Raw genomic sequence first — 25,595 nt, 5'->3', positions numbered from 1 at the left:
TTAAAAGAAGCCGTAGTCGTCGACTACTCGCCTGTAACAGTCCACGTACTGGTCGATGACGGGATCGTGGTCGTACTGCTCGTAGGTGGGGTTGACCGTCCGGTGGTCCATCCCCTCGGCGGCGACGATCTCGTCGGCCAGTTCTTGGGGCGTTGAGACCATGCTGCCACGGGTTCCAGGAAGCCGGGATTTGCGTTCGATTAGTTCGTGGGCCGCCGAGTCGACCTGATACTCCGCGATACCGACACAGCCGCAGGCTACCCCCCACAGCAGCTCGGTGGCGAACGGCTCGTGAGTCGCGGTCTGGGCGAACACCTGTGCGCCTTTAAATATGGGAATCCGCTCGGCTTCGGGGAGTTCGCCGAGGAAGGCGACCCGATCCTGGATGCGGAGATCCTTGGCGGTGCGTTTGGCATCATCAAGTGCGGGACCGGAGCCGATGACCGCGGCCTGCCACTCGCGGGTCCGGAGTTCGGCGAGTGCGAGCAGAAACGTCTCGACGTTGGCCTCGGCGTCCAAACGGCGGCTGTAGACGTAGTCGATCCGATCGTCGACCTCGGCGGACTCGACGAGGTCGAAGTCGATGCTCGGCGGGAGCACCGAGATGTTGTCTTCGGGACCACCGTGGCCGCGGACCACCGTTTTGACCGTCTCCGAGGGGGCGATCAGGGCGTCGGCGCTCCGGGCGAGCTTCCGGTAGTCGGCCTCGGAGTCGCCGACGCCATCGGCCCACCAGTCGACGACAAGCGGGGTGCGGAGGAGTCGGCAGGCGGCCTTGGCCGCCCGAGCGTGGCCGACCGGACTATTGGGGACGTGGACCACGTCGGGGGCCGTCCGTCGGAGGGCAAAGGGGAGTTTGGAGACGAACAGCCGCGAGGAGAAGTCGCCGTCGACCGCCCGGTAGGTGATCTCGTCCTGTTCGAAGGTCGGATGCGAACCGTCCCACCAGCGCCCGCAGAGCACGTGGACGTCGTGGCCTGCCTCGGCCAGCAGCCCGGCGAGTCGGGCCAGTCGGCGGGTGACATCGGTGTCACGCGTGTGGAGCGTATACATCGATACGAACGCGACACGCATTGTTCGGCCCGAGGGATGCGGGCGGTAAAAACCCCGGCGTTCCGACCCGAAACGGTTTGTCGACGGCCCGCCTTTCTCCCCCATGTACGAGATCGACCGCTACCTCAACGTCCGCAGCGCCTTCGGGCCGAGTTTCGGCCCCGAGGGCGACCGGCTCTGCTTCCGGCTCAATACGACCGGCACCCCACAGCTCTGGAGCCTCACCGACCCCGGCGCGTGGCCCGACCAACACACCTTCTTCGAGGAGCGAGTCACCTTCGCCGACTACTCGCCCGAACGCCAGGAGGTCGTCTTCGGAAAGGACACGGGCGGCAACGAACGCACCCAGTTCCATCTCCTGGATCTGACCGACGGGACGATCGTCGACTGCACCCAGCATCCCGACGCCAAACACCGGTGGGGCGGCTGGAGCCACGACGGCGAGCAGTTCGCCTTCGCCTCGAACCGCCGCGACGAGTCCGTCTTCGATATCTACGTCCAGGACCGCGAGGCGGTCGGCGACGATGCCGAACTCGTATTTGAGGGCGACGGCTGGCTCTCGCTTGCGGGGTGGAGCCCCGACGACAGCCGACTGATCGTCCATCAGGCCTACTCGGGATTCGACGGCGACCTCTACGTCCTCGACATCGAGACCGGCGAGATCGACCATCTGACGCCCCACGAGGGGTCAGTCAGGTACAACAGTGCCAGCTGGGGACCGGACGGCGAGAACATCTATCTCGTCACCGACCGGCAGACCGACACCCTCCGGCTCGAACGGCTCGCAGTCGACGCCGGGGAGTTCTCGGTTGTCGACACCGAGCGCCGCGACCACGCGGGCGACGAATGGAACGTCGGTGGGCTGGCGATCGACGAGGACTCTCGGCGGCTGGTCTACGGCCGGAACGTCGACGGCTACACCGAGTGGACGGCGGGCGAACTCGTCGCCCCCGACCGGATCGATCCCTTCCCCGATCCCGACCTGCCGCGGGGTGTCTCCGGCGGGGTGAGCTTCGGCCCCGACGGCGACCGGTTCGCGCTCACGGTGACGGCCGACACCGAGAACGCCAACGTCTACGTCGTCGACATCCGGTCGGGCGAAACCGAACGCTGGACCGACGCCCCGACCGCCGGGATTCCCCGCGAGACGTTTGTGGCGTCGGAACTCGTCCACTATCCGACGTTCGACGGCCGGGAGATTCCGGCCTATTTTTCGCTTCCCTCGACAGACACCGGCCACGGCGAAACGCCGGTGATCGTCGACATCCACGGCGGCCCCGAATCACAGCGCCGCCCCTCCTTTAACAGTGTCAAACAGTACCTCTTGGCCAACGGCTACGCCGTCTTCGAGCCGAACGTCCGGGGGTCGTCGGGGTACGGCAAATCGTATGCTGCCCTCGACGACGTCGACAAGCGGATGGATTCGGTCAAAGATTTACAAGCCGCCGTCGAGTGGCTCCACGATCATCCGGCGGTCGACCGCGACCGAATCGTCGCCATGGGCGGCTCCTACGGCGGATTCATGGTCCTGGCGGCGATGACCGAGTTTCCGGAGCTCTGGGCCGCGGGCGTCGACATCGTCGGCATCGCCAACTTCGTGACGTTCCTCGAAAACACCGGCGAGTGGCGGCGCGAGCTCCGGGAGGCCGAGTACGGCTCCCTGGAGGAGGATCGAGAGTTCCTGGAGTCGATCTCGCCGATCAACAGGGTCGAAGCGATCGATGCACCACTGTTCGTGTTGCATGGCGAAAACGATCCCCGCGTGCCGGTCGGCGAGGCCGAACAGATCGTCGAGGAGGCCCGCGAACAGGGGGTTCCGGTCGAGAAACTCGTCTTCGAGGACGAGGGTCACGGGATCACCAAACTCGACAACCGGATCGAGGCCTACCGGGCGATCGTCGAGTTCCTGTCGGCGCACGTCGAATAGGGGACTGTCCCGCCGTTAGGTCGGAACACCGAGGGCCTCGAAGCCGACGAGGCCGAGGCTGTTGAGCACCACGAGCGCGGCGACCGCGACCAGCCACGCGACCAGCCCGATTCCGGCGGCGGTTCCCCAGCCGCCGGGGTACTGCCAGTTGATAATGCCGACCCACGCGAGGAGCGTCAGTAGCGGCCCCAAAAGCGGGATAAACCCGAAGAAGAAGCTCACGATCGCCCACGCAAGCGCGCCGAGCAGAGCCGTGACGGCCGCCCGAGCGACGTCGGTGTCGGCGTCGATGATCAGCCGCGCCCCGGCATAGATCGCGATCGTCCCGATGATCAGGTTGACCAGCAGGACGATCAGCGAGCCGGTGAGTGATTGGAGGATCATTCGGCCTCACCGCCCTCGGACGACTCGCTGCCGTCTGTCCAGCTGAGCTGGATGGTCACTTCGGTAATATCGTCGCCGAGCATCCGGGAGCGCTCGTCGACGGTCGTCTCGACGGTGAGCTCCCGCCCGGGAGTGACGTCGACGGTCTTGTTCCCGACCGGGACGATCCAGGACTCCCGATCGTCGCCGAGGCCGACCCCCAGCGATTGAAGGTACTCCGCGGCATCCGATCGTGACAGCGTCGTCTCATGGTTCGTTTTATCGGCCATATTTGCCCGAAGTACCACAGCCAAACTAATCAGTATATTGGCAATTTCCGTGTCTGTCTCCGATCCCGATATGCCTCACTGTCCCGTGGGCCCCTGCCAGCGACTGTTTCGTGAGAGTGTTTATCAGGATCGAGGATCTATCGGATGATATGATGCTTCGTCGGCTCGTTGGCCAGCTCGCTAGTCGGCTCGCAGCGGCAGTCGGCAGCGACAGGTCGACGGGCGGGTCGGCGAGCAAGTCGTCGGGTCGAAGGCGGGCGACAGGCGGTCAGGCGGCAAGCGGGCGGGCAGCCGAGCAAGAGTCGAAAGGGCGGCTGTCGGACCGTGGACAGTCGGAGCTGGTGGGAACGGTGCTGATTCTCGGGCTCTCGATGGCAGTAATCGGTACCTCGGTCGGGCTGGGTGGGGTCGCGCTGGCCGATCTGGTCTCGACGGCCGAGGCCGATAACGCCGAAAACGGATTGTCACATCTGAGTTCGAAAGTGAGTCTGGTCGCGCTGGGTGATGCGGACTCCCAGCGGTTCAGCCTCGGATTGATGCGCGAGGGAACGGTATCGGTCCAGCCTGAGGCGGGATCGATCACGATCTCCAACGTGACCGACGATTCGCGGACGGAACTGTTCGAAAGCGAGTTGGGCGCGATCGTCTACGCCGGAGAGAGCCGTGAGGTCGCCTATCAGGGCGGCGGCATCTGGACGAAAGACGGCGACACCAGCAGGCTCTCGTCGCCGCCGGAGTACCACTATCGCGGGACGACGCTGACGCTGCCGATCATCCAGGTCTCCGGCGAGGGGGCGGTCGGCGGCCAGCCCAGCGGCCGGATCACGCCGGTCGATGTCGCCACTGACGCCATTCCGGATGTATCGACGCCCCTGGAGAACGGCACCATCGAGGTGAAGATCCAAAGCGAGTACTACCACGGGTGGGACGAGTATCTCAGCCAGCGCACCGAGGGTGAGACGAAGGTCTACCACAGCAATCAGACGGTCGTCTCGCGGCTCACTGTTCCGGATCGGGTCGCCTTCGACACTGCGCTGTCGGTCAGTGGCCCCTACGATCCAAAGAACGCCGAGGTCGACTCCGTCGAGGACAACGTCGCCCATCGGTCGGCAAAACCACTCATCGAACGGCGAGTCAGCGAGGCCAACGAATCGGATGTCAGCAGTGGCTGTCTCGGGAGCGGTTCGTGTGAACTCGACGCCGGGACCTACTTCTACGACGAGGATCTGGCGTTGAGCGACGATCTGGATCTCGATACCAGCAGCGGCAACATCACGATCATCGTCGACGGCTCGTTTGACATCAACGACAGGGATGTGACGGTGACTGACAATTCCACGCCGGAAAACGGGGTCACCTACTACGTCGACGGCTCGCTGCGCGCCCAGGGCAATGGCTTCGTCGGCACTGACGACCCGGACGTTCCGGATGACCGTCCCGTACCGGAGGCCGACCGAAACGTGTTCTACGTCGCTGACGGCTTCCTGGACGATAGTTCGGGTGGGGGGACAATCAGGTTCGATGCGGTGGTCTACGCCCCGGATGCGGTCCTCAATATCGCCGGAACTCCCGACTTTACTGGTGCGCTCGTCGTCGACAGAGTGGAGAAACTGAAAGGGGCTTCCAAGGTCGAGTACGATTCGAGTCTCTCGGGAACCACGATCGAACTCACCGGCGCGGCCGATCTACTCAAGTACCTCCATGTCAGCCACAACGAAGTCCGCGTCGACCTCGACTGACGCGATCGAGACGCCGCAAGGCGATCGGGTACCGTGCTCGTAACGCTTCGTAGTGGGATCGACTGAAGCCACACGAGCCGTAAAATGGGGGCTACGGGGGAGGGAGGGCCAGCTGTTGCATACTAGCTTCCCCTCTAGTATGCGAACAAACACTCCCGGTTGGGTATATGGTGCCCTACTTAGATATACTGTAGTCGTTTTTACTGTGAGATGTTTTTTGAATAACTGAGTGACAGCACCCGGTCGACGGAGATACAGATAGTCGGTTTTTGACCAATAAATGTTAAAAAACTGAGAAAACAGCTTTCTTTAAATACGGTATGGGTTTGGGCAGATTTGAACTGCCGGCCTCCTCCATGTCAAGGAGGTGTCATAACCAGACTAGACCACAAACCCGGTCCGGTTGTGCTTTCGAACGCATCCTATCGTATCCGGGGGATGTAATTGAAGGTTTCGAATCACGGCTCCGGCTGGTGGTTTCAGACACGGTGCCACACCACGTTGAGAACCCTCAAAACCGACCTCCCCAGCCCACAGCGCGTGTCGACTGCCACCACAACCCAAACACATAGGCCGCCGATAACGTTTTACCAATGTACAGACTTGTACATCATAAGACGATCCCATACACTGGTGACTAACAATGCAGGACTATATTCGGCGAGTGACCGAGGGCGAGGACTTGACACAGAACGAAGCACGCGAGGCGGCAACCGCCGTCTTCGATGGGGCGACCGAGGCCCAGATCGGCGCGCTGCTGTCCGCGTTACGGGCAAAGGGCGAGACCGAAACCGAGATCGCGGGCTTCGCTCAGGGGATGCGCGATGCGGCCCGGACCATCGACCCCGACCGCACGCCGCTGGTCGACACCTGCGGCACCGGCGGCGACGACTACGATACGATCAACGTCTCGACGACCAGCGCCATCGTCGCCGCGGGCGCGGGCGTCCCCATCGCTAAACACGGCAACTACTCGGTCTCCTCATCGTCCGGCAGCGCGGACGTCCTGGAGGTCGCTGGCGTCACGGTCGACGCCGAACCACCCGCCGTCGAAGACGCCATCGAACGCGACGGCATCGGCTTCATGCTCGCGCCGGTCTTCCATCCGGCGATGAAAGCCGTCATCGGCCCGCGCAAGGAGCTCGGCATGCGCACCATCTTCAACGTCCTCGGGCCACTCACGAACCCCGCAGCCGCCGACGCCCAGCTGCTCGGCGTCTATGATGCCGACCTCGTGCCCGTCATCGCCCGTGCGTTGACCCAGATGCCCGTCGAGCGCGCCTTGGTCGTCCACGGCTCCGGCATGGACGAGATCGGTCTCCACGACGAGACCACGGTGGCCGAAGTCGACGGCGACGAAATCACCGAATACACGCTCACACCCGAAGACCTCGGCCTCGATTCCGCGCCCATCGCCGACGTGGCTGGCGGTACCCCCGAGGCAAACGCCGCCGATCTCGAAGCGATCCTCACCGGCGAGGAGCAGGGCCCGAAACGCGATCTCATCCTGGCCAACGCTGGCGCGGCGATTTATATTGCAGGCGAGGCCGAGTCGCTGACCGACGGCGTCGAAGCCGCCGCCGCGGCGATCGACACCGGCGGCGCGGCGGCCAAACTGGCGGCCCTCCGCGACGAGACCGCCGAGCCCGAAGCAGACGTGGAGGCCTAATGGCCCGCGTGAAGATCTGTGGACTCACTGACCCCGCCGATCTCCGAGCCGCGATCGAGGCCGGAGCCGACGCCGTGGGGATCATCTCCTCGGTCTCGGTCGACACCCCACGCGAGGTCGACCGTGGAACGGCAGCCGAACTGGTCGCCGAAGTCCCGCCGTTCGTCACCGCAACCCTCGTGACGATGCCCGAGGACGCCGACCACGCGGTCGACCTGATCCGGGCGATCCGCCCCGACGCGATCCAGCTCCACGGCGATTTCAGTGTCCAGGACATCGGCTACATCCGCGCCGAGACGGGGATCAAAGTCATCCCGGCGATCGACTACACCGACACCGAGCGAGCCCACGACCTCGACGCCGCGGCCGACGCGATCCTCGTCGACTCGACGACCGACGAGGGCGCTGGCGGCACCGGCGAGACCCACGACTGGGAATCGACCGCCGATCTCGCCGAAACCCTCACGTCGCCGGTCATCCTCGCCGGGGGACTCACCCCCGACAACGTCGCCGAGGCGGTGCGGACGGCCGCTCCCTTCGCGGTCGACGTGGCCTCGGGTGTCGAACGGGAGCCCGGACAGAAAGACCACACCGCGCTGGCGACGTTCGTCCAGAACGCGGGCCGCGAGCTGGAGGTGCCGGTATGAACACGGCCACCGACCGGATCACCCCCGACCGCGACCGAGGAGAATTCGTCGACCTCGTTGGTAACCACGCCGACGACGAGCCGGTCGTCGCCCGACTGGCGGTCACGCTGGATGTCGACACCTCGCCACTGGCGGCCTATGCCGCCTTGGCCGATCGAAGCCCGTACAACTTCCTCTTAGAGAGCGCCGAAAAGACCGCCTCCTCGGACCCCGACGGCGCGTTCGCCCCCGAGACGGATGCCGAACGCCACGCCCGCTACTCCTTCGTCGGCTACGACCCCGAAGCAATCGTCTCGGTGTACCCCGACCGCACCGAGATCGACCGCCTTGGTCCGGCCGCGGATCTACTGGTCGACGCCTACGCGGGCGAGGCCGAAACCCAGGGGGATGTCCTGGACCGCCTCCGACGCGGCCTCCCTGCCATCGAACGCGTCGGCTTCCCCGAGACGGACCGTCGACAGCTTTCGGGCGGCCTCGTGGGATTCCTCGCCCACGAGACCGTCTACGATCTCGTGCTCGAAGACGTGGGGCTCGACCGACCCGACTCCGGATTGCCCGATGCTCAGTTCGCACTCACGACCCGCACGGTCGTCTTCGACGACGCCGAAGGCACCGTCCAACTGGTGTTCACACCCGTCATCGCTCCTGACGACGACCCCGGCGAGGCCTACGACGATCTCCGCGCCGAAGCCGTCGAGATTGCCGAGACGCTCGCGGCGGCAACCGACCCCGAGACAGGTGGCTTCGACCGTACCGGTGAGACGGCAGGCCCACAGGACGCCTACGAGGCGGCGGTCCGGACGGCCAAACAGCGCGTCCTGGACGGCGACATCTATCAGGGCGTGATCTCCCGCCGCCGCCAGCTCACCGGCGATGTCGACCCGATCGGCCTTTATAAAGCGCTCCGGGAGATCAACCCCTCGCCGTACATGTATCTCATGGCTCACGACGATGTTTCGATCGTGGGGGCGAGTCCCGAAACGCTCGTCTCGGTCCAGGACCGTGAGATCGTCTCGAACCCGATCGCGGGCACCTGCGCGCGCGGGACCAGCCCGGTCGAGGACCGCCGCCTCGCGGGCGAGATGCTGGCCGACGGCAAGGAACGCGCCGAGCATACGATGCTCGTCGATCTCGCGCGAAACGACGTGCGACGCGTCTCCGAGCCCGGCAGCGTCACCGTCGAGGAGTTCATGAGCGTCCTGAAATACAGCCACGTCCAGCATATCGAATCGACCGTGACGGGCCGGATGGCCGCCGAGTACGACGCCTTCGACGCCGCCCGCGTGACGTTCCCGGCCGGGACATTGACCGGCGCGCCCAAAGTCAGAGCGATGGAGATCATCGACGAGCTCGAACTGACGCCGCGGGGCGTGTACGGTGGGGGCGTGGGGTACTTCTCCTGGAGCGGCGACGCCGAACTCGCGATCGTGATCCGCACCGCAACCATCGATCACAGCGGCGACGAAGACGAGATCACTGTGCAGGCAGGCGCGGGTCTGGTCGCCGACAGCGACCCGACCTCCGAGTACGAGGAGACCGAACAGAAGATGGACGGTGTCCTTGCAGCCATCGACCGGATCGAGGAGGGAGACCGATGAACGTCCTGTTCGTCGACAACTACGATTCGTTCACCTACAACCTCGTCGAGTACGTCTCCGAGACCCGCGTGCCGGACGGCGACGGCGGTTACCAGCCGATCGACGTGACGGTACTGAAAAACACGGCATCACTCGACGAGATCCGGGCGGCCGAACCGGACGCGATTCTGATCAGTCCTGGACCAGGCCATCCGAAGAACGCCCGCGACGTGGGCGTGACGATGGACGTGCTCCGCGAGGTAAGTACGGAAATACCGACGCTGGGTGTGTGTCTCGGCCTCGAAGCGGCGGTCTACGAGTACGGCGGCAGTGTGGGCCACGCCCCCGAACCGATTCATGGCAAAGCCTACCCGATGGACCACGACGGAGCGGGCGTCTTCGAGGGGCTCGATCAGGGGTTCCAGGCCGGTCGCTACCACTCACTGATCGCGACCGAAGTGCCCGACTGCTTCGAGATTTCGGCCACGACCGACCACAAGGGCGAGGAGTTAGTGATGGGTGTCCGTCACCGCGAACACCCCATCGAGTGCGTGCAGTTCCACCCCGAAAGCGTGCTCACGGCTGTCGGACACGATCTGATTCACAACTTCCTGACCGCAGCAGCCGAGAGCAGCAACCGGGCTGACACCGTCGACGCTTAAATAAGGCCGAACTGCGTGAGGAGCAGCGCAGCACCGACCAGCACCACGCCGATGGTGACGAGCCGCCAGGCGATTTTGAGGACGACACGACCGACGACGAGGACGATCAACATCCCGATAAGGGCGACGAGCAACTGCCCGAGTTCGGTCCCGAGCAGCCCCGTCTGTGAGAGGGCTCCGAGGAGGCTATTCAGTGACATACCGGCCCTCATCGGTGAGCAAAAATAAACGTGTGGGTAGCTGATGTATCAGCTACACTACTTTCACTATGTGTTGAATGAGTAGCCCGCCGATAGAGACCGACCGTCGGCCGTCTCCAGGCCTCTTATTTGAATATTACTTTCACTCCGGATCACGTATCCTTATACTGGCTGCCCCCGTACTACGCCTACTGACCGGAAGTCGATACTGTCGACGTGATGGTCATCCCGCATTTCCCGCTAGCGACTGCGTTAGCGAATGAAAATTGAGTTTCGCTACTACAACCAAAGCCGTTATGAGGGTCCCGTGGGTACCACATTCTCGTCCCAAATGAGTGTTCAACTGATGAGTACATCGACTGAAAACCCCGTCCAGCCCGTCACTACCGCCGAGGAGTGGTCCGCGTGAGCCGCACCGACCTCTCGGCCGACGAACTCGAACTGCCGATCAAACGCACCACCGGCGACACGCTCGAAGACCGCCTGACGAGCAACGCCTACAACAACATCCTCCCCGCCCGGTATCTCCGCAAGGACGCCGACGGTAACCTCGCTGAGAGCCAAGAGGAGCTGTTCGAACGCGTCGCCCAGAACGTCGCCCTCGCGGAGGCCGTCTTCGAGGCCGACAAGCAGGACCTCGAAATCACGGTCACTCCCGATCAGATCAAGCCCGACCACCCACGCCGCGACGAACTCGCCGCCGAGGTCTTCGGCAAAGGCACGACCGCCGACGACAACGCCGAAGCCATGCTGTCGGTCTACAACGTCAACAAGTTCGCCTACGAGACGATCGTCCCCGAACTCCCCGACTCGGTTGCGAGCCACGTCGAGGAGGTCGCCGACGAGTTTGAGGAGCTGATGACCCAGCTGTCCTTTATGCCGAACTCGCCGACCCTGATGAACGCCGGCGACGAACTCCAGCAGCTCTCCGCGTGTTTCGTCGACTCTCCCGGCGACGACATCACCGACATCCACCAGACGATGAAGGAGGCCGCCGAGGTCTTCCAGTCCGGTGGTGGCATGGGGTATGCGTTCTGGAAACTCCGCCCCTACGGCGATTCGGTCGGCTCGACTGGCGGCATCGCCTCCGGGCCGATCACCTTCATGCGCACCTACGACCAGATGTGCGAGACCATCGCCCAGGGTGGGGCCCGACGCGGGGCCCAGATGGGCGTCATGCGCGTTTCGCATCCGGACGTCATCCAGTTCATCCACGCCAAGAACAAGGACGTCTCGCTGGCCCACTCGCTGCGCCTCAACGACCCCGACGACTTCACGCACAACTCCTTCGCCGATGCCCTCGAAGAGGCCCGCGAGCTGATCGACGAGGACGGCAAAGTCCCCAAATACCTCCGCAACGCCGTCGAAGGCCACCTCTCGAATTTCAACATCTCGGTCGGCGTCACCGACGACTTCATGGAGGCGCTGTTCAACGACGAGGAGTTCACCTTCACCAACCCTCGCACCGAGGAACCCCACATCGCCACCCCCGAGACGAAGGAACTGTACGAACTCCACGGTCTCGGCGAGCACGTCGAGGTCGGTGAAGAGCTGTCGATCCCGGCCGAAGAGCTGTGGCAACACATCGTCAACGGGGCCCACGAGAACGGCGAGCCCGGCATCATCTATCTGGAGCGCGTCAACAAGGAACACTCCTTCGACGTCGAGGAACACCCCGACCACGAGATCCTCGCCACCAACCCCTGCGGCGAGCAGCCCCTAGAGGAGTACGAGGCCTGCAACCTCGGCCACATCAACCTCTCGACGCTCGCGGATGCCGAGGCCCCCGACTGGCGTGTCTGGTACGACAACAACGGCGAGGAGTACGCCGACCTCAACGAGGCTGCCGAAGCCTTCATAGACGAGGCTGTCGACATGGAGGCGTTCAACCGGCGCATCGAGTCGGGCACCCGCTTCCTCGAAAACGTCGTTACCATGTCGGATTTCCCCGTCGAGGAGATCGAGCAGAAGGTCCGCGAGATGCGGAAGATCGGCCTCGGCATCATGGGGCTGGCCCAACTGTACATCCAGCTCGGCGTCCGCTACGGCTCCGAGGAGGGCAACGCCATCGCCGAAGAGCTGATGACCCACATCAACCACGAGTCGAAGTGGGCCTCCCACGAACTCGCCGCCGAACGGGGTCCGTTCGCCGACTACGAGGATTCGAAGTACGCCAACCCCACCGACTACCGCGAGTGGTTCGAACACCACACCGGCGAGGACGCCGACGAGTGGGCCGACGGCTTCCCGATCCGGAACCACAACACGACGACCATCGCACCCACCGGCACCACCTCGATGATCGGCAACACGACCGGCGGCTGTGAGCCGATTTATAATGTTGCCTACTACAAGAACGTCTCCGACGACGTGCAGGGCGACGAGATGCTCGTCGAGTTCGACGACTACTTCCTCCGCGTCCTGGAGGAAAACGACATCGACGTCGACGCGGTCAAGGCCGAAGCCCAAGAGCAGATGGCCGCCAACGAGTTCGACGGCGTCGAGGGGCTCGACACCGTCCCGAAGGCCATCGGCGAGCTGTTCGTCGTCACCTCGGACCTCACCGGCAAGGAACACGCCGGTGTCCAGTGTGCCTGTCAGGCGGGCGTCGACTCGGCGATCTCGAAGACCTGTAACTTCCCGAACTCCGCCAGTGTGGAGGACATGGACGAGGTCTACCGCTACATCTACAACAACGGCGGCAAGGGCGTCACTGTCTACCGCGACGGCACGCGCTCGAAACAGGTCCTGACCACCCGCGCCAAAAATACCGAGTTCGCCGACGACGGCGAGGCAGCCGAACAGATCACCGCCCAGATCGAGGAAGTCTTCGGCGGCATCGAGGGCTTCCTGGACAACGACGAAGTCCGTGCCGAGATCGGCGCGGAGCTCGACGAGCTGTTCACCCAGCCCGAAACGGCGAGCCAGGAAGGCCTCGGCAAGAAGCGGCCACGCCCCGACGTGCTCTACGGCGTCACCCAACGTGTCGACACCGGCTACGGCAAGGTGTACGTCAACATCAACGAGGACGAGAACGGACAGCCGTTCGAACTGTTCGCCAACATCGGCAACTCGGGTGGCTTTACGGCCTCCTTCACCGAGGCACTCGCCAAGACGATCTCCACAGCCCTCAGATCGGGCGTCGATCCCGAGGAGATCGCGGGCGAACTCAACGGCATCCGGTCGCCGAAGGTCGCCTGGGACAAAGGCGAGCAGATCAACTCCATCCCGGATGCGATCGGCACCGCCCTGCGGCGCTATCTCGACGGCGAGATCGACAACCCGTATCCGAAACAGCAGAACCTCTCGGAGCTCGCCGACGGCACGCCGACGGCCCACGAGACCGACGGCGGCGCAGTCTCCGACGACACGACCGCCAACGGCGCGACGCCCGGCCCAGCGACCGAGTCGGCCGAAACCAACGATGCGACCGACGACCTGCTCGCAGCCGGTGAGTCGCCGGAGTGTCCCGAGTGTGGCAGCATGTCGCTGTACTTCTCGGAAGGCTGCAAGACCTGCGAGTCCTGCGGCTGGTCGGAGTGCTGAGTAGCATCGCGTAACCGCTTATAAAAGAAGGTGCGTTGCAGACGTTTTTTGGATCGCTATTTGTTTTCTACGGCCTCCCTCGTGTGTGCGTCGACAGACAGTCGTTGTCTCGGAACCGTCTCTGAGTCGATGTGCTGTAATATTACGGTAGGAAGGCGAGATCGAGTGACCCGAGAACGGGCGGAAGTCCGGTTCCGACGGCGACACCGACGGTGACTTTCAGCGCGGTCTGCCACGACTGTTCGGTGAGCCCATAGAACAGCAATCCGATCGGAACGGAGGCAAGTGAGATGGCAACCCACCCTGGGAGATACTGGAACGGATCGATCCGAACGTAAAGCAGACTACAGACCACGCCGCCAACGAAGGCACCGATTCGGTGCCACCGAACGTCCGACCACTGGAAACCGTCGGATGGCCCATCTCTTCCAATGAGTTCTCGCTTCGTCGGCATACGCTACGATAGTTTCTAGCAATACACTAATAGTTTCGATCAATCAGACAGCCACTGGATGCCAGTCTCGTTTGTTCGACCGTTCAGGCCGTCACCATCCACGTCGTGCCCGAGGAGTAGCCCCATTTTTCGATCGAAAGGTCGACATCGCTCTCGACCAGCGGCGGCATATTCGTGCCCACTTCCTTGGCGCTCATCCCGAGTTCCTCGGCGATGAGCCGGGATTTGAAATAGGTCTGGCTGTCGGCCTGTTCGCGGAGGTACTCCAGGATCTGCTGCTGTTTCACGGAGAGGTCGGCCTCGCAGTCGGCGGGGAGGGCTGTCGACCGGCTCTCGGGTGTCGGTGAGGTGCTCATAACAGTACTGTGCGGAGAGCAACTAATAGGGAATTTGGTACGCCCGGTTAACACGCTCCCGTCGGTCGGTTTTGCGGCGTCGACGGCGGTGGGTCCCTTTCGCGGCTCCGGCTCCAGGTACGGTTGCCTAACAGTGGGTATCTATCACAGAGACGGTCGACCGTTTTTAATAGACCGAGGCGGAACGGTGGGATATGCAAGCCAAAGCCGAAACCTACGGTCAGCTGGTCGACAGCGGCGTCGTCGCCGTCCTGCGCGGTGCCGATCCCGACACGCTGATCGAGATCACCGACGCCCTGCTCGAAGGCGGCGTGACGGGGATCGAACTCACCGCCGACAACCCCGATGTGGCCGAGATGCTGGAGGCACTGACCGGTTCGTTCGGCGACGAGATCGTCATCGGCACCGGCACCGTCCTGGATGCCGAGACCGCCCGGATGACGATGCTGGCCGGTGCAGAGTTCATCGTCAGTCCGAGCCTCCACGAGGACGTCATCGAGATCTGCAACCGGTACGGAACACTTGTTGCGCCGGGGGTCATGACGCCGACCGAGGCGATCTCCGGCTACGAGATGGGTGCCGACCTCGTCAAAGTGTTCCCGGCCTCGTCGCTCGGTCCCGGTCACCTAAAATCGATCAAGGGACCGTACAGCCAGATCCCGCTGATGCCGACCGGTGGTGTCGACATCGACAACGCCGCCGACTACATCGAAGCCGGAGCCGAGTGTGTGGGTGCCGGGAGCGCGCTGGTCGACTACGACGCCGCCGAGCGCGGCGACTTCGAGGCGATCACCGAACAGGCACGGGAGTTCACGAGCGTTATCGAGGCTGCCCGCGAGTCCTAACCCCGCAGCAGTTATTTTCGAGACGACGAATCGTCGTCGGATCGGTCGACATCCGACGGGCTGTCATCCGATCGATTGGTATGCGACTGGTCGACATCCTGTCCGTTGCCCGACGCCCCTGTCGAGTCGGATCGCTCCTCGTCCTTAGTATCGACCCACTCGAAGGCTGTCGACCGCTGGCGGTCCCGACGACGCTCCGCAAGCGCGGTGCGGAGGCGTTCGGTCAGCGTCTCGCGGAGCCGGGTGGCGTCCTGGTGGTCAATGTCGACGGCCGCCGCACCGGTCCCCAGGATCGACAGCGAGCCCGCGGTGTCGGCGATGACAGTGGCGACCGACCACCGTCGCTGGAAGATCGTTCGAGTCTCGATTACCGTCTGAATCCGGTAGTAGGCGACCTGTTTGGTCTCCCTCGACCAGAAGCCGTTCCGCGTGACGAGGTGATCCTCGCCGAGCCAGTAGCCGCGGTGGAGCCACTTGTAGTGGGCCGCAAGCGGCGTCCCGAGGGCGGCGACCGCCGGGAGATACCACGGCATCGCGTCGGCGAGATCGAAGACGGTGAGCCCCGCATACAGCAGGCCGGTCATCCCGGCGATGGCGAGCAGATACCGGACGAGATAGCGCCGCCGGATGCGTTTCGGGGGTCGGTTGAACGTCGGCTTTTCGATCGAGGAGATCTCGTCGGCCAGCCGGTCGACGCGGTCGCGGCTCCCGATCGGGACCGCGGCCTCGCTGCCACGGCCGTCGGTTTGCCCCGGCGCGTAGCCCGCGGTCTCGACCACCAGCGTCGCGTAGCCCGCCCGGCGTTTGAGCGGGTTGTCGGTGATCGTGATCGCCTGGATCTTGTCGAAGGGGATCGTTCCGCTGTAGCGCTGCAACAGCCCGCGTTCGTACCGGAGTTCGCCCTCGGAGCGCGTGAGCCGAAATCCCCAGTAGTTGACGATCGCCGAGATCGCCCCGACGATCCACGCCAACACGAGTCCGGCCGCAAACAGCACTGCCAACAGTCCGAAGACGATCAGCGGCGGCGCATCAAACGGAATGATCGGCGAGATGAACGGTACCGAGCCGGTAAACAGCGCGATAAGCGCGCCGGGAACCCGTGGGTCGAACGAGAGGATTCCCGCAAGAGCGAGCTCCGAGGGGGCGATCTCGAACAGGAGTTCCTCGTCGTCGACCGCACGGTCGCGGTCAAGATCGGTGTCGGCGACGGTGGCTCCCTCGGCGTGTGATTCCGGCGACTCGCCGCGTTTGTAGCGGCGGATGTCGAGCTGGAGGCGGTTGGCCTCGAAGGCGGTGACATATTTGAGGGAGGCTTCGGTCGACCCCCCGCCCGCGGTCTCGATGTCGAGTTTCGAAAGCCCGACCAGCCGCTGGAAAATGTTCCGTGAAATATCGACGTTCTGGACCCGTCCGTAGGGGATCTCCCGCTCGCGGCGGTTGAACACCCCCGACCGGATATCGAGGGTGTCGTCGGTAAGTTCGTACTCGAAGCGGCGGTAGTAGGCGACCTCGTAGCCCAGCGAGAGGAGAAAACTCCCGACGGCGACGGCCAGGAACTGCGGCGGCCCGACTGGGACGCCGACCCCGATCGAGGCGATAAACACCGCCGAGATGAGCAGCGTCGTCGTCTTCTGGAGCGCCCGGTAGGGGACGGCTTTCAGGGCGAGTTTCACACGGCGTCCTCCCCGTCGCTTTCGATGACGAGCCCTTTCAGTCGCTTGCGGAGGGCGTCAGCCTCGCCCGGTGTCAGCCCCGGAATCGTCACGTCCGCCCCGCGGGAGCCTGCCGTGTAGACGACGGTGCTGGCCAGTCCCACGAGCCGTTCGAACGCCGACCGCCGGGAGTCGACGTGCTGGATGCGGACCAGCGGGACCTCGGTCCGGATCTCGGTGAACACGCCGCGTTCGAGATAGATCGCGTCCGCACGGACGACGTAGGCCCAGTTGCGGTAGCGCAAGATTGCGTGGATCACACCGACGATCACCAGGAGGACGGCGAACCCGACCGGGGGCAGCGGCGAGACGTCGAAGAAGGTCGCCATGCCGACACCCACGGCTCCGACGACGACCGCAACGACGACCGCCCGGAGAATCCAGATCACTCTGATCCGTGGATGGAGATCGTTCATTCGCCTGCCTCCCGACTACGTCGGCGACACCCAAACATACCGGATGTAGTGGCGGCGGCCGTATAAGTCTCAATACCCCGAGAGGGTCTCGTCGACGGTTTCGGCAAGCCGGGCGGCCGTCTCGGCGTCGGGCGCGCCGACGTACCGACCGTTTTCGTCGACCGTGTCGACGGCCTCGATCCCGCTTTCGGCTGCAAGCAGGCTCCCGGCGTGCTGTTCGTAGCCGTCGGGATGAAACGCCACAAGCCCCTCGATCGAACCGCGGGCGAGCAGCCCCCAGTCGACACAGGGGGCCCACGTCGTCACGACGCGCTTGCAGTGGTCCCCCAGCGCGTCTTCGAGCGTCTCGACCTGCTGGGCCAACTCGGGGTCGGTCACAGCACCGAGGCCGACCACGAACGCGACCGTGCCGTGAGCCAGCGGGAGCGACGAGCCATCGGCCGCCCGAAGCGGCTCGCCGTTGAGCGTTGCGCCTCCGTCACGTTCGGCGATATATAAGTCGTCGACCAGCGGCTCGTAGATCGCCGCTACGACCGGCGCTCTCTTATAAAGGACGGCGACCGCGGAAGCGAACTTCGGGAGGCCGCTGGCAAAGTTGTTGGTGCCGTCAAGCGGGTCGACCACCCAACGGTAGTCGTGGTCTGTGGTGGTAAAGTCGGACTCCTCGCCATCGAAGGCGTGGTCGGGGTAGTTGGCCTCGATCACCGACCGAACCCGCTGTTGGGCCTCGCGGTCGGCAACCGCCTTCACGTCGAGGCTGTCGTAGTCGCCCTCGACGCGGCCGTTTCTGAACGCCTCGCGGAGATAGTCGCCGGTGTCCTGGACGGCCTCGCGTGCGACCGCCGCGAGGGCGGCTGTCGACTGCTGCATGGTGGGTTCTCGATCCCGTTCGCTATGATCCCGTCGGTCGACGGACCAGTCGTTCGCTGTTTGAGCGCCGGTAAAAAAGTCGATTCGAACGGGTGGTGGTGCCAACGAGAGCGTTAGTTGGGGTTTCTGACGTTGTCGCTATCAACGCCGATTTCGACGCTCTCGAGGAGCTGAATACTGCTTTCGGTCTTCAAGATCGACACCATTCAGTCGGCCTTCGACCTCGTCGTTGAGGTCGGCAGCGACGGCAGCGACGGCAGCGTCGACATCCTGTCATATCATTTCTGATTGAATGTTATATTTATTTGTGGGAGTAGTCTAGATGAAGGCCAAATGAACACACCTCATATACTGCTCGTCGAGGACAGCAATTTCATGGCGACGAAAGTCGTCGAGACCCTGGAGTCTGCCCACGAGTTCGTGATCACGACCGTCAGCACCGCCATCGAGGCGCGGAACGCGCTGAAAAACGGCTCCTACGACTGTGTCATCTCGAACTACGAACTCCCCGACGAGAGCGGTGTCGAACTGGCCGAATCGCTCAGGGAGGAGTCGGCGGTGCCGTCGGTGCCGCTGATTATCCTGACCGGCCGCTCGCTCGAACCGCTGGCCAAGGAGGCCATCGAGGCGGGCGTCACCGAGTTCGTTTACAAGGGTGATCAGGCAACCGGCGATATGGACGTGCTGGCCAACCGGATTCGGATCGTCCTCCAGGCCCACCAGCCCCCCTCGACTGTCGAGCGCTAACACCGAACCCGTAGCCTTTTGATTGATCCGCACCGAACAGGGAGTAATGAAAGAATCACTCATGGAGATCCTCTGCTGTCCGATCGACAAACACGACCTCGAACTCGACGTGGAGACACGCGACGACGAGGAGATCCTGGAGGGAACACTCACCTGCACCGAGTGCGGGGAGTCGTATCCGATCGAAGACGGGATTCCGAACCTGCTGCCGCCGGATATGCGGGATGAGGCGGCCGCGTAATTCGGGGGAGCCTGAAGCTTTTTGATACATGGGAACGTCTCACGAACGTGGCCCGCCTCTCAGTCGACCTGAACCGGGATGGCTTACACCAGATAGCCGCGCCCGCCGAGTTCGAGACTGACGGGCCCTTCGAGATCCGGCTCCGCAACCACGGCGAGGCGATTCACGTCCATCTCAATCTCGACGAGGAGCTGGCGGCAGTCGCAAGCCTCGGCGAGAGCAACCACTACGTCGCCCCCTACAGTCGCCGGTCGATCGAGATCGAAACGAGGGGAATCGACACCCCCGTTACCGGGCGACTGAAAACCGTCACCAGCTACGGTGCCGAGTCGGCCTACACGACGGTGACGGTCTCGCCGCCGGGAACAGTCACCGAGCGCGTCACGGTCGACGAAGAGTTGGCGAAACCCCAGCGGAGCGAACCGGAACCGTCGACGCCCCGCGAGCGGCTGGCCGCGGCCGTCGGCGGCGGGGTCTCGCCACGCGTCGCCGCTGTGGGCACGCTCGCAGTCTGTGCCGGGCTCGCGGTTGCGGCTCTCGCGGAAAATTCGGCGGTGTTTCTCGGCTCGCTGACCGTGATCGCCGCTGTGGTCGCCGCACTGGCGATTACACGCCGAAGCTAACACGGGGTCGGCGGTCGACGCTGCCGACGATCAGTTCTGGTCTGCCTCTTCGTCGTGATCGTCGTCTCCAGGACCCTCGTCGTGAGCGTCGGGATGGGTTGGCGTTCCCGAGAGGTTCCCGTCCTCGTCGAACCGTTTTTCACGGAGATACCGGACCCGATAGCGGTTGGCTCCGTTACCGATATCGGCCTCTCGAATCTCATCGAGTTCGTCGTCCGCAACGGCATCGATGATTGCTTCGAGCTGTTCCTTTTCAGTGGGTGTCAACTCGAACTCGTAGGTCTGGCTGTCTTCCCGTTCCAGTTTGGCCCACTCCCGACCCGCAGCGACAACCATCGAACACGGCCCGCGACACGGGAACACGCCGTCGCCGCCGTCGGCATCGAGCGGTTCGTCCTCCGAAAGTTCCCATTCGCGCCGTTTGAGGCACTGTGAGTCGTCACAGCACGCCGCAGCCGCCCAGTCGACGGCCTCGTCCGGCAGGACCGTAATGAGATTGTAGATTCCGCTCTGTCGGTCCTGCTCGTCCTGCCAGTGATCGATATCGAGCTCGCCGCGGCCTTCTCGGTACCAGTTGACGACCGTCGCCGGATAGAACGCCTCGACTGCGTCGTACACCCCGTTTGCAGAGAGCTCGGGGAAGATCCAACCCTGTTTCAGCGACGGCGCGGTTCGGAGCGGGCGGTATCGATCATCCGCATCGAGTGTCCCGATATCGCGGGCGTCAAACGGGTCCGTGTGGGCCGTAAGCGCGCTGGCCTCGGCGTCGCTGTCGTCGACGTGACGGATCTCGTAGTGGCGAGTGCCGTCGGTCGAAACGGTCGTCGTTATTTCGAGTTGCCCCCACTCCCGCTCAATGCCGGATTCGAGCGCTGCGTAGCGATCCGGAACCGGGCGTTCATCAGACTGTTCGAGCCACTGACAGAACGCTTGTTTGATCTCGGTGCCGACCTGTTGGGTGTAGAAATACCAGTTCGTAATGTACGCTGCCTGCTCGGCGGGGACTGTCTCGAGCCCGTCGGCACTGACAGTGGTCTGTCGGTCCGGTGTCTCGATGTGATAGGCGTTCTCGTCGGCGTCGTAGTCGGCAGCCAGCCCGTCGTGATCGATTACCCCATCCGCAAGCTGTTCTCTGAACGCCGCCAGTTGCGTCTCCGACAGCGTTGGTTCGACAACAGACATCTAATCACCCGCCGCCCCTGTCGTCGGTTTGGTTCGCTGGCGCACCCGCTCTATCGCGTTCCCGATATCCGCACCGGCGTCGGCAGCGCGTTCGAGAACCACATCGGCGGTCAGTTCCTCAGTGCCGACCGCACCGCCATACCAGATTCTGTGGCCCTCGACGGTTGCGGGCACATCGTACCCGTTGCGGTAATCGTCAGTCAGCCCCATGTCTTCGGGGATGTCTTCCTGGGTGTGGAATCCGTCGGCGATAAACAGCGGGACGACGATGATATCTTCGGTTTCGAAATGCTCAGTGACATCGTCGACTTCCGGCTCTTCGTCCATATACAGCGCTTTGACTTCGTCGAACCGACCGGTCTCACGGATTCGCTCGGTGTGGTACTCGATTGCTTTGGCACTGTTTTCGTTGCGCTCGGTCCCGTGGCCAACGACCGCGAAACCAAACCCATCACCGACTGACGGATCACCGGTTACTGATTCCCCGCGGCGAATCAACACGTCCGTCATTGCTTCATGTGTGCCGACGGGGCCGCAGTAGTGAACCTCCTTGTCGATATCGCTCGCAACCAGTGTGGCGGTATCTGCCGAGATCCCATCGGACTCCCACAGGCTCGGGTCCCACCCCTCTAACCGGAGTTCGCGAGGGATGACTCGTTCGGTGAAATAGCCTTCACTGATGAACAGTGGGACAACGTAAATGTCGTCTCCCCGAGCCGTGCGAAGTACCTCACGCAGCGAGGGCTCCTCCTTCCAGAAGCCGGTTCGCACCTCATCGAACGCACCCGTTGCTCTGATGGTGTCAGCGTGGGTGTGTGTCGGCGTGGCAGAGTCGGGGTTGAGATGTGACCCGTGGGCGACGATTACCAGCGATTGCATATCTATGACAAGGAATGGAACGGCCTTAGGGACTTCGGGTTTCGGCCTACTGGTGCTCAGCTGTGGCGAAATGATCTTGTGATCTCGGTGTGCGTACTGGGTATGTCAGTCGCTGCCGCCACCCGTGAGGCCGTCCGCGACCGGCCCGCGCTGTACGACGCACTTCGGGCCGGAGTCGTCAACTACACCGCCGCCGCCGACGAGCTCCCAGTCGACGGGGACCGCGAGGCGATCGCCACCGCCCTCCGGCGGTTCGCCGATGAGTTGGCCGCCGAGGAGCCAGCCCCGCAGTCCGACCGCTCGATCACGGTTCGACTCCACAGCGATCTCAGTCCGACCGACCGCCCGGAGGCGCTCCTGGAGGTCGACGGCTGCGGCGTCAGTTACTCCGAAGCGGTTTCGACAGCCGATGAAAACGGGATCGACACCGACGGACAAACGGCTCTCCGAGTGACCGGCGATGTCGACGCCCGGCTCCTGAGCGGGACGCTCGACCGGCTCCGCATCGCCGAAATCCCGGTCGCCGCGACCGGCCTTGCGGCCGAAACCATGGTCGTCGTGGTTCCGCGGCGAAAGGGACCGACAGCACTCCAACTGATCGAGTCGGTTGCCGATCACATATAAAAGAAGAGGGTGACTACTGAACGGCTTCCAGGAAGCCGAGCCACCGCTTGTGGTCGTCGATCGTCGAGGCCTGGGATTCCTCGCCGAAATCCGGGTGTCGGATCGTTTCGAGGGCGTTCAGCGCCCGGTCGATCCCGACGATTTCGTCGGCGAGCCCTTCGGCGGTCTCGCGGTCGAGGGACTCGGTTTCGAGTCGCTCGACGCGCTGGGCGCGCTCCTCGCGAAAGGCTCGTTTGGCTGCAGACAGGATGTCGCTGGTCTCGGGTGAGATCTCGTCTACCTTTCGGGTCTCGATCAGGAACTCCCGGAGTTCAAGCTCCTCGCCGTGGATCGTGATCGTCTCGGGGATCGTCGCACCGACGGTCGCGCTCGGTCGGTTGACGCGGCTGAGCAGGTCGGCCCGCTCGGCATCATCCATACCCTCAGTTGGACTGTCCGGTTCAAAAGGATTGAGTTCGGATCGTTCGCTGTGGGGATCGGGGGGACAGCCCCGTGGTGACACACTGATGACCAGTAGACAATAACTCGGAAATATTATTACTCTCACATTGGAACGACCGGTATGGCTCACACCGGGACGGACCCCGTCCTCGCGCTCGTCTTGCTCGCGGTAAAGGCGCTTATGCTCCTTGCAGGCGGTTCGGTGCTCTACTATGCAGTCAAAGCCTATCGCCGGACGGCAGACGAATCGCTCGGCTATCTCGCGGCTGGTTTCGGACTGGTACTGTTCGGCTCGGCGGTCGCCGGGCTGGTGTACGAACTCCTGGATGTCGGCCTCGCAGTGGGTGTGATCATCGAGAGCGTCTTCGTTCTCCTCGGCTTCGTTCTCATTGCCTACTCGCTGCGGCGGTAATCACAGGCTTCGACTTCGACGGCTTCAAATCGGCCCCCCGACTGTGTTCTCCCAACAATGGCCCTTTCGGTGACGAATACGCTGACAGGCGACCGTGAAGCCTTCGAGCCGACTGGCGACGACGTCCTGGTGTACGTCTGTGGGCTGACGGTCTCGGACGATCCCCATCTGGGCCACGCCCGACTGTGGACCCACGCCGACGTCATCTGCCGCTGGCTGGAGGTCGCGGGCTATGACGTCACCCACGTCGAGAATTTCACCGATGTGAACGAGAAGATCGCCGCCCGGATCGGCGAACGGCCCGACTGGGAGACCGAAGCCGACGTGGCACGCCACTACATCGCAAAGGTCGTCGAGTATATGCGCGGGCTGAACTTCAAACGCGCCTCGGTCTATCCGCGGGTCTCCGAACACATTCCCGAGATCATCGAGTTGGTCGAAACGCTGGTCGAATCAGGCCACGCCTACGAGACCAACGGCTCGGTGTATTTCGACGTGACCTCCTTCGAGGAGTACGGCAAACTCTCGAATCAGCGCGTCGACGAGTTGGAAGCCCAAGGCGAACCCGACGAACGCTCCGAAAAGCGCAATCCCGCGGACTTCGCGCTCTGGAAGGCCGGTGGCGTCTCGGAGGCCGCCATCGAAGAGCACGCCAAACACGACCACGGCGCGGAGAAACCGACGGGTCAAACGTGGGACTCGCCGTGGGGCGAGGGACGGCCCGGCTGGCATATCGAATGCTCGGCGATGTCGATGACCCATCTGGCCGACCAGATCGACATCCACATCGGCGGTCACGACCTCGTCTTCCCGCATCACGAAAACGAGATCGCCCAAAGCGAGGCCGCCACCGGCCAGCAGTTCGCCACCTACTGGCTCCACACGGGGCTCCTGGAGACCAAAGGCGAGAAGATGAGTTCGAGCCTCGACAACTTCTTCACCGTCGAAGCAGCCCTCGAAGAGTTCGGCCCCAACGTCATCCGGACGTTCTACCTCTCGACGGAGTACGGCTCGAAACAGACCTTCTCGGAGGACGCGATGGCTGAAGCCGAAGAGCGGTGGGATCGCCTCCAGCGAGCCTACGAGACGGCCGTTTCGGCCCTCGATTCGGTCGATTGCCGCGCGAAAGTCGCCGACGAGGACCTCCGTGAGGCGGTCGAGGAGACCGAAGCCAAGTTCACCGCGGCGATGAACGACGATTTCAACGTCCGGGAGGCGATGGCCGCCTTACTCGAACTGACGACGGCGGTCAACAAACACGTCGACGCAGCCGAGCAGTTCGATTATCAAGGACTTAAAAAAGCGGTCGAGACCTTCGAGCGATTCGGCGGCGACGCCTTTGGCCTGCAGTTCGAGACCGTCACCGACGGCGATGTCGGGATCGCGAATGATCTCGTCGAACTCGTTCTCGACGTTCGAGAGGACGCCCGCGACGCGGGCGACTACGAGCAGGCCGACGCCCTTCGGGACAAACTGGAGGCACTGGGCGTGCAGGTCGAAGACGACGGTGATGGGTCGACGTTCCGAATCGAGTAGCCACGAACCAAGCATTCGGTTCGAGTAGTCGGCAGCTACCAGTCGGCAGGTAACGTGTTATCAGTCTCCCTAAATCGTCTGTTCGTTGTAATCGTACAGTACTCTTTTATTGACAGTCTCGGAACAACCGTCAATGTCGAGTAACGACAATGAGAGTGCGAACACCAGTATTTGGAAACGAGTTATCAATGGCGTGGAGATGGTCGTAGAGGGGATACGGACCGTCGGATTCCTCCTAAAAGCGATTGTTAACGTGTTCGACTGATTTCCGACGCAGATAGTGGTCGACGGAATCACGTCGTGAACAGTTCGGTGTCCTCCGGAATCGAGAACAGGCCCATCCGCACGCCCGCATCCAGCCAGCCGTAGCCGTAGGAAAACGAGGCCAAGGCGTTGACCGGATCATCGTGCTCGCGGAAATGTCGACCGTCCTCCAAATACGAGGCGGCCATCACCCGGCAGTCGGTCGCGGCCTCGGCCAGCGGCGTCTCGGCGGGTGGGACTTCCTCGGCAACGTCGAGGGCGTCGGCAAGCATCTGCTCGTAGCGGTCGGTCTTCTCGATGAGGTCCGCAGGCATATCCGA

Annotated in this window: 27 protein-coding genes and 1 tRNA gene; 14 read left to right on the top strand and 14 right to left on the bottom strand. The window is 63.3% G+C overall.

Annotation, left to right across the window (positions count from 1 at the left end; genetic code table 11):
* Window positions 1-1,074, bottom strand: a complete 1,074-nt coding sequence (locus NO877_RS03180; protein ID WP_256394849.1) for a glycosyltransferase — start codon at window positions 1,072-1,074, stop codon at window positions 1-3.
* 82 nt (window positions 1,075-1,156) lie between these two features.
* Between NO877_RS03180 and NO877_RS03175 the strand changes: the two genes are divergently transcribed.
* Window positions 1,157-2,980 carry a S9 family peptidase gene (locus NO877_RS03175; RefSeq protein WP_256394847.1) on the top strand — a complete coding sequence of 608 codons (1,824 nt, stop codon included), beginning with the start codon at window positions 1,157-1,159 and terminating at the stop codon, window positions 2,978-2,980.
* 15 nt (window positions 2,981-2,995) lie between these two features.
* Here the strand turns inward: NO877_RS03175 and NO877_RS03170 are convergent, their stop codons facing one another.
* Window positions 2,996-3,364 carry a hypothetical protein gene (locus NO877_RS03170; protein ID WP_256394845.1) on the bottom strand — a complete coding sequence of 123 codons (369 nt, stop codon included), beginning with the start codon at window positions 3,362-3,364 and terminating at the stop codon, window positions 2,996-2,998.
* A complete protein-coding gene (locus NO877_RS03165) occupies window positions 3,361-3,633 on the bottom strand; it encodes an amphi-Trp domain-containing protein (protein WP_256394844.1) in 273 nt (90 codons plus the stop codon). Before NO877_RS03165 ends, NO877_RS03170 begins: the two co-directional genes overlap by 4 nt.
* A gap of 149 nt (window positions 3,634-3,782) precedes the next feature.
* On the opposite strand from NO877_RS03165, the gene NO877_RS03160 reads away from it, so the two are divergent.
* Entirely contained in the window at window positions 3,783-5,372 is a 1,590-nt protein-coding gene (locus tag NO877_RS03160) for a DUF7289 family protein (RefSeq protein ID WP_256394842.1), read from the top strand.
* 321 nt (window positions 5,373-5,693) lie between these two features.
* On the opposite strand, the gene NO877_RS03155 is transcribed toward NO877_RS03160, so the two are convergent.
* Window positions 5,694-5,768: transfer RNA gene (locus tag NO877_RS03155), tRNA-Val, on the bottom strand.
* Window positions 5,769-6,015: 247 nt separating this feature from the next.
* Here NO877_RS03155 and trpD point away from each other — a divergent pair.
* Genes trpD through trpG form a run of 4 tightly spaced genes read left to right on the top strand, consistent with a single transcriptional unit; the run spans window position 6,016 to window position 9,927 of the window.
* Window positions 6,016-7,041 carry an anthranilate phosphoribosyltransferase gene (trpD, locus tag NO877_RS03150; protein WP_256394841.1) on the top strand — a complete coding sequence of 342 codons (1,026 nt, stop codon included), beginning with the start codon at window positions 6,016-6,018 and terminating at the stop codon, window positions 7,039-7,041.
* Window positions 7,041-7,688, top strand: coding sequence for a phosphoribosylanthranilate isomerase (locus tag NO877_RS03145; RefSeq protein ID WP_256394839.1), 648 nt, complete (start codon window positions 7,041-7,043; stop codon window positions 7,686-7,688). The genes trpD and NO877_RS03145 overlap by 1 nt, the downstream gene beginning before the upstream one ends.
* Window positions 7,685-9,286 carry an anthranilate synthase component I gene (gene trpE, locus NO877_RS03140; RefSeq protein WP_256394837.1) on the top strand — a complete coding sequence of 534 codons (1,602 nt, stop codon included), beginning with the start codon at window positions 7,685-7,687 and terminating at the stop codon, window positions 9,284-9,286. The genes NO877_RS03145 and trpE overlap by 4 nt, the downstream gene beginning before the upstream one ends.
* Window positions 9,283-9,927, top strand: coding sequence for an anthranilate synthase component II (gene trpG / locus NO877_RS03135; RefSeq protein ID WP_256394836.1), 645 nt, complete (start codon window positions 9,283-9,285; stop codon window positions 9,925-9,927). The genes trpE and trpG overlap by 4 nt, the downstream gene beginning before the upstream one ends.
* Here trpG and NO877_RS03130 read toward each other — a convergent pair.
* The gene (locus NO877_RS03130) at window positions 9,924-10,127 is read right to left on the bottom strand and encodes a DUF8029 family protein (protein WP_256394835.1); all 204 of its coding nucleotides are present in this window, start codon (window positions 10,125-10,127) and stop codon (window positions 9,924-9,926) included. The genes trpG and NO877_RS03130 overlap by 4 nt on opposite strands.
* Before the next feature lie 405 nt (window positions 10,128-10,532).
* Between NO877_RS03130 and NO877_RS03125 the strand changes: the two genes are divergently transcribed.
* Entirely contained in the window at window positions 10,533-13,673 is a 3,141-nt protein-coding gene (locus tag NO877_RS03125) for an adenosylcobalamin-dependent ribonucleoside-diphosphate reductase (RefSeq protein WP_256394833.1), read from the top strand.
* A 142-nt stretch (window positions 13,674-13,815) separates the two neighbouring features.
* Here the strand turns inward: NO877_RS03125 and NO877_RS03120 are convergent, their stop codons facing one another.
* Window positions 13,816-14,127: a hypothetical protein gene (locus tag NO877_RS03120; protein WP_256394831.1), complete on the bottom strand. Its 312-nt coding sequence runs from the start codon at window positions 14,125-14,127 to the stop codon at window positions 13,816-13,818.
* A gap of 83 nt (window positions 14,128-14,210) precedes the next feature.
* Complete coding sequence (locus NO877_RS03115) at window positions 14,211-14,483, bottom strand: DUF7123 family protein (protein WP_256394830.1); 273 nt, start codon at window positions 14,481-14,483, stop codon at window positions 14,211-14,213.
* A 194-nt stretch (window positions 14,484-14,677) separates the two neighbouring features.
* Here NO877_RS03115 and NO877_RS03110 point away from each other — a divergent pair, with 194 nt between their 5' ends.
* Window positions 14,678-15,328 carry a bifunctional 4-hydroxy-2-oxoglutarate aldolase/2-dehydro-3-deoxy-phosphogluconate aldolase gene (locus NO877_RS03110; RefSeq protein WP_256394829.1) on the top strand — a complete coding sequence of 217 codons (651 nt, stop codon included), beginning with the start codon at window positions 14,678-14,680 and terminating at the stop codon, window positions 15,326-15,328.
* An 11-nt stretch (window positions 15,329-15,339) separates the two neighbouring features.
* Here NO877_RS03110 and NO877_RS03105 read toward each other — a convergent pair whose 3' ends face one another.
* The 3 genes from NO877_RS03105 to NO877_RS03095 all read right to left on the bottom strand — a co-directional run bounded on the left by NO877_RS03105 (window position 15,340) and on the right by NO877_RS03095 (window position 18,326).
* Window positions 15,340-17,001, bottom strand: a complete 1,662-nt coding sequence (locus tag NO877_RS03105; RefSeq protein WP_256394828.1) for a PH domain-containing protein — start codon at window positions 16,999-17,001, stop codon at window positions 15,340-15,342.
* Entirely contained in the window at window positions 16,998-17,456 is a 459-nt protein-coding gene (locus NO877_RS03100; RefSeq protein ID WP_256394827.1) for a PH domain-containing protein, read from the bottom strand. Before NO877_RS03100 ends, NO877_RS03105 begins: the two co-directional genes overlap by 4 nt.
* A gap of 69 nt (window positions 17,457-17,525) precedes the next feature.
* The gene (locus NO877_RS03095; protein WP_256394826.1) at window positions 17,526-18,326 is read right to left on the bottom strand and encodes an inositol monophosphatase family protein; all 801 of its coding nucleotides are present in this window, start codon (window positions 18,324-18,326) and stop codon (window positions 17,526-17,528) included.
* 333 nt (window positions 18,327-18,659) lie between these two features.
* Between NO877_RS03095 and NO877_RS03090 the strand changes: the two genes are divergently transcribed.
* The 3 genes from NO877_RS03090 to NO877_RS03080 are packed head-to-tail and all read left to right on the top strand — an operon-like array spanning window position 18,660 to window position 19,937.
* Window positions 18,660-19,073, top strand: coding sequence for a response regulator (locus tag NO877_RS03090; protein ID WP_256394825.1), 414 nt, complete (start codon window positions 18,660-18,662; stop codon window positions 19,071-19,073).
* A gap of 46 nt (window positions 19,074-19,119) precedes the next feature.
* Window positions 19,120-19,314, top strand: coding sequence for a methytransferase partner Trm112 (locus tag NO877_RS03085; protein ID WP_256394824.1), 195 nt, complete (start codon window positions 19,120-19,122; stop codon window positions 19,312-19,314).
* Between the two features lie 47 nt (window positions 19,315-19,361).
* Complete coding sequence (locus NO877_RS03080) at window positions 19,362-19,937, top strand: DUF7524 family protein (RefSeq protein ID WP_256394823.1); 576 nt, start codon at window positions 19,362-19,364, stop codon at window positions 19,935-19,937.
* A gap of 30 nt (window positions 19,938-19,967) precedes the next feature.
* On the opposite strand, the gene NO877_RS03075 is transcribed toward NO877_RS03080, so the two are convergent.
* The gene (locus NO877_RS03075) at window positions 19,968-21,119 is read right to left on the bottom strand and encodes a DR2241 family protein (RefSeq protein WP_256394822.1); all 1,152 of its coding nucleotides are present in this window, start codon (window positions 21,117-21,119) and stop codon (window positions 19,968-19,970) included.
* Entirely contained in the window at window positions 21,120-21,998 is an 879-nt protein-coding gene (locus tag NO877_RS03070) for a CbiX/SirB N-terminal domain-containing protein (RefSeq protein WP_256394821.1), read from the bottom strand.
* Window positions 21,999-22,100: 102 nt separating this feature from the next.
* Here NO877_RS03070 and NO877_RS03065 point away from each other — a divergent pair, with 102 nt between their 5' ends.
* The gene (locus NO877_RS03065) at window positions 22,101-22,622 is read left to right on the top strand and encodes a DUF7523 family protein (protein WP_256394820.1); all 522 of its coding nucleotides are present in this window, start codon (window positions 22,101-22,103) and stop codon (window positions 22,620-22,622) included.
* A gap of 13 nt (window positions 22,623-22,635) precedes the next feature.
* On the opposite strand, the gene NO877_RS03060 is transcribed toward NO877_RS03065, so the two are convergent.
* Entirely contained in the window at window positions 22,636-23,040 is a 405-nt protein-coding gene (locus tag NO877_RS03060; protein ID WP_256394819.1) for a DUF5788 family protein, read from the bottom strand.
* Window positions 23,041-23,184: 144 nt separating this feature from the next.
* Between NO877_RS03060 and NO877_RS03055 the strand changes: the two genes are divergently transcribed.
* Window positions 23,185-23,475 carry a DUF7521 family protein gene (locus NO877_RS03055; RefSeq protein ID WP_256394818.1) on the top strand — a complete coding sequence of 97 codons (291 nt, stop codon included), beginning with the start codon at window positions 23,185-23,187 and terminating at the stop codon, window positions 23,473-23,475.
* 57 nt (window positions 23,476-23,532) lie between these two features.
* Entirely contained in the window at window positions 23,533-25,011 is a 1,479-nt protein-coding gene (gene cysS / locus NO877_RS03050; RefSeq protein ID WP_256394817.1) for a cysteine--tRNA ligase, read from the top strand.
* Between the two features lie 293 nt (window positions 25,012-25,304).
* Here cysS and NO877_RS03045 read toward each other — a convergent pair whose 3' ends face one another.
* Window positions 25,305-25,589: a DUF357 domain-containing protein gene (locus NO877_RS03045; RefSeq protein WP_256394816.1), complete on the bottom strand. Its 285-nt coding sequence runs from the start codon at window positions 25,587-25,589 to the stop codon at window positions 25,305-25,307.
* Between the last annotated feature and the right edge of the window lie 6 nt (window positions 25,590-25,595).

It is taken from the genome of Halohasta litorea (assembly GCF_024494645.1).
Classification (GTDB): domain Archaea; phylum Halobacteriota; class Halobacteria; order Halobacteriales; family Haloferacaceae; genus Halohasta; species Halohasta litorea.
This window is presented reverse-complemented; position numbering and strand designations above follow the sequence as displayed.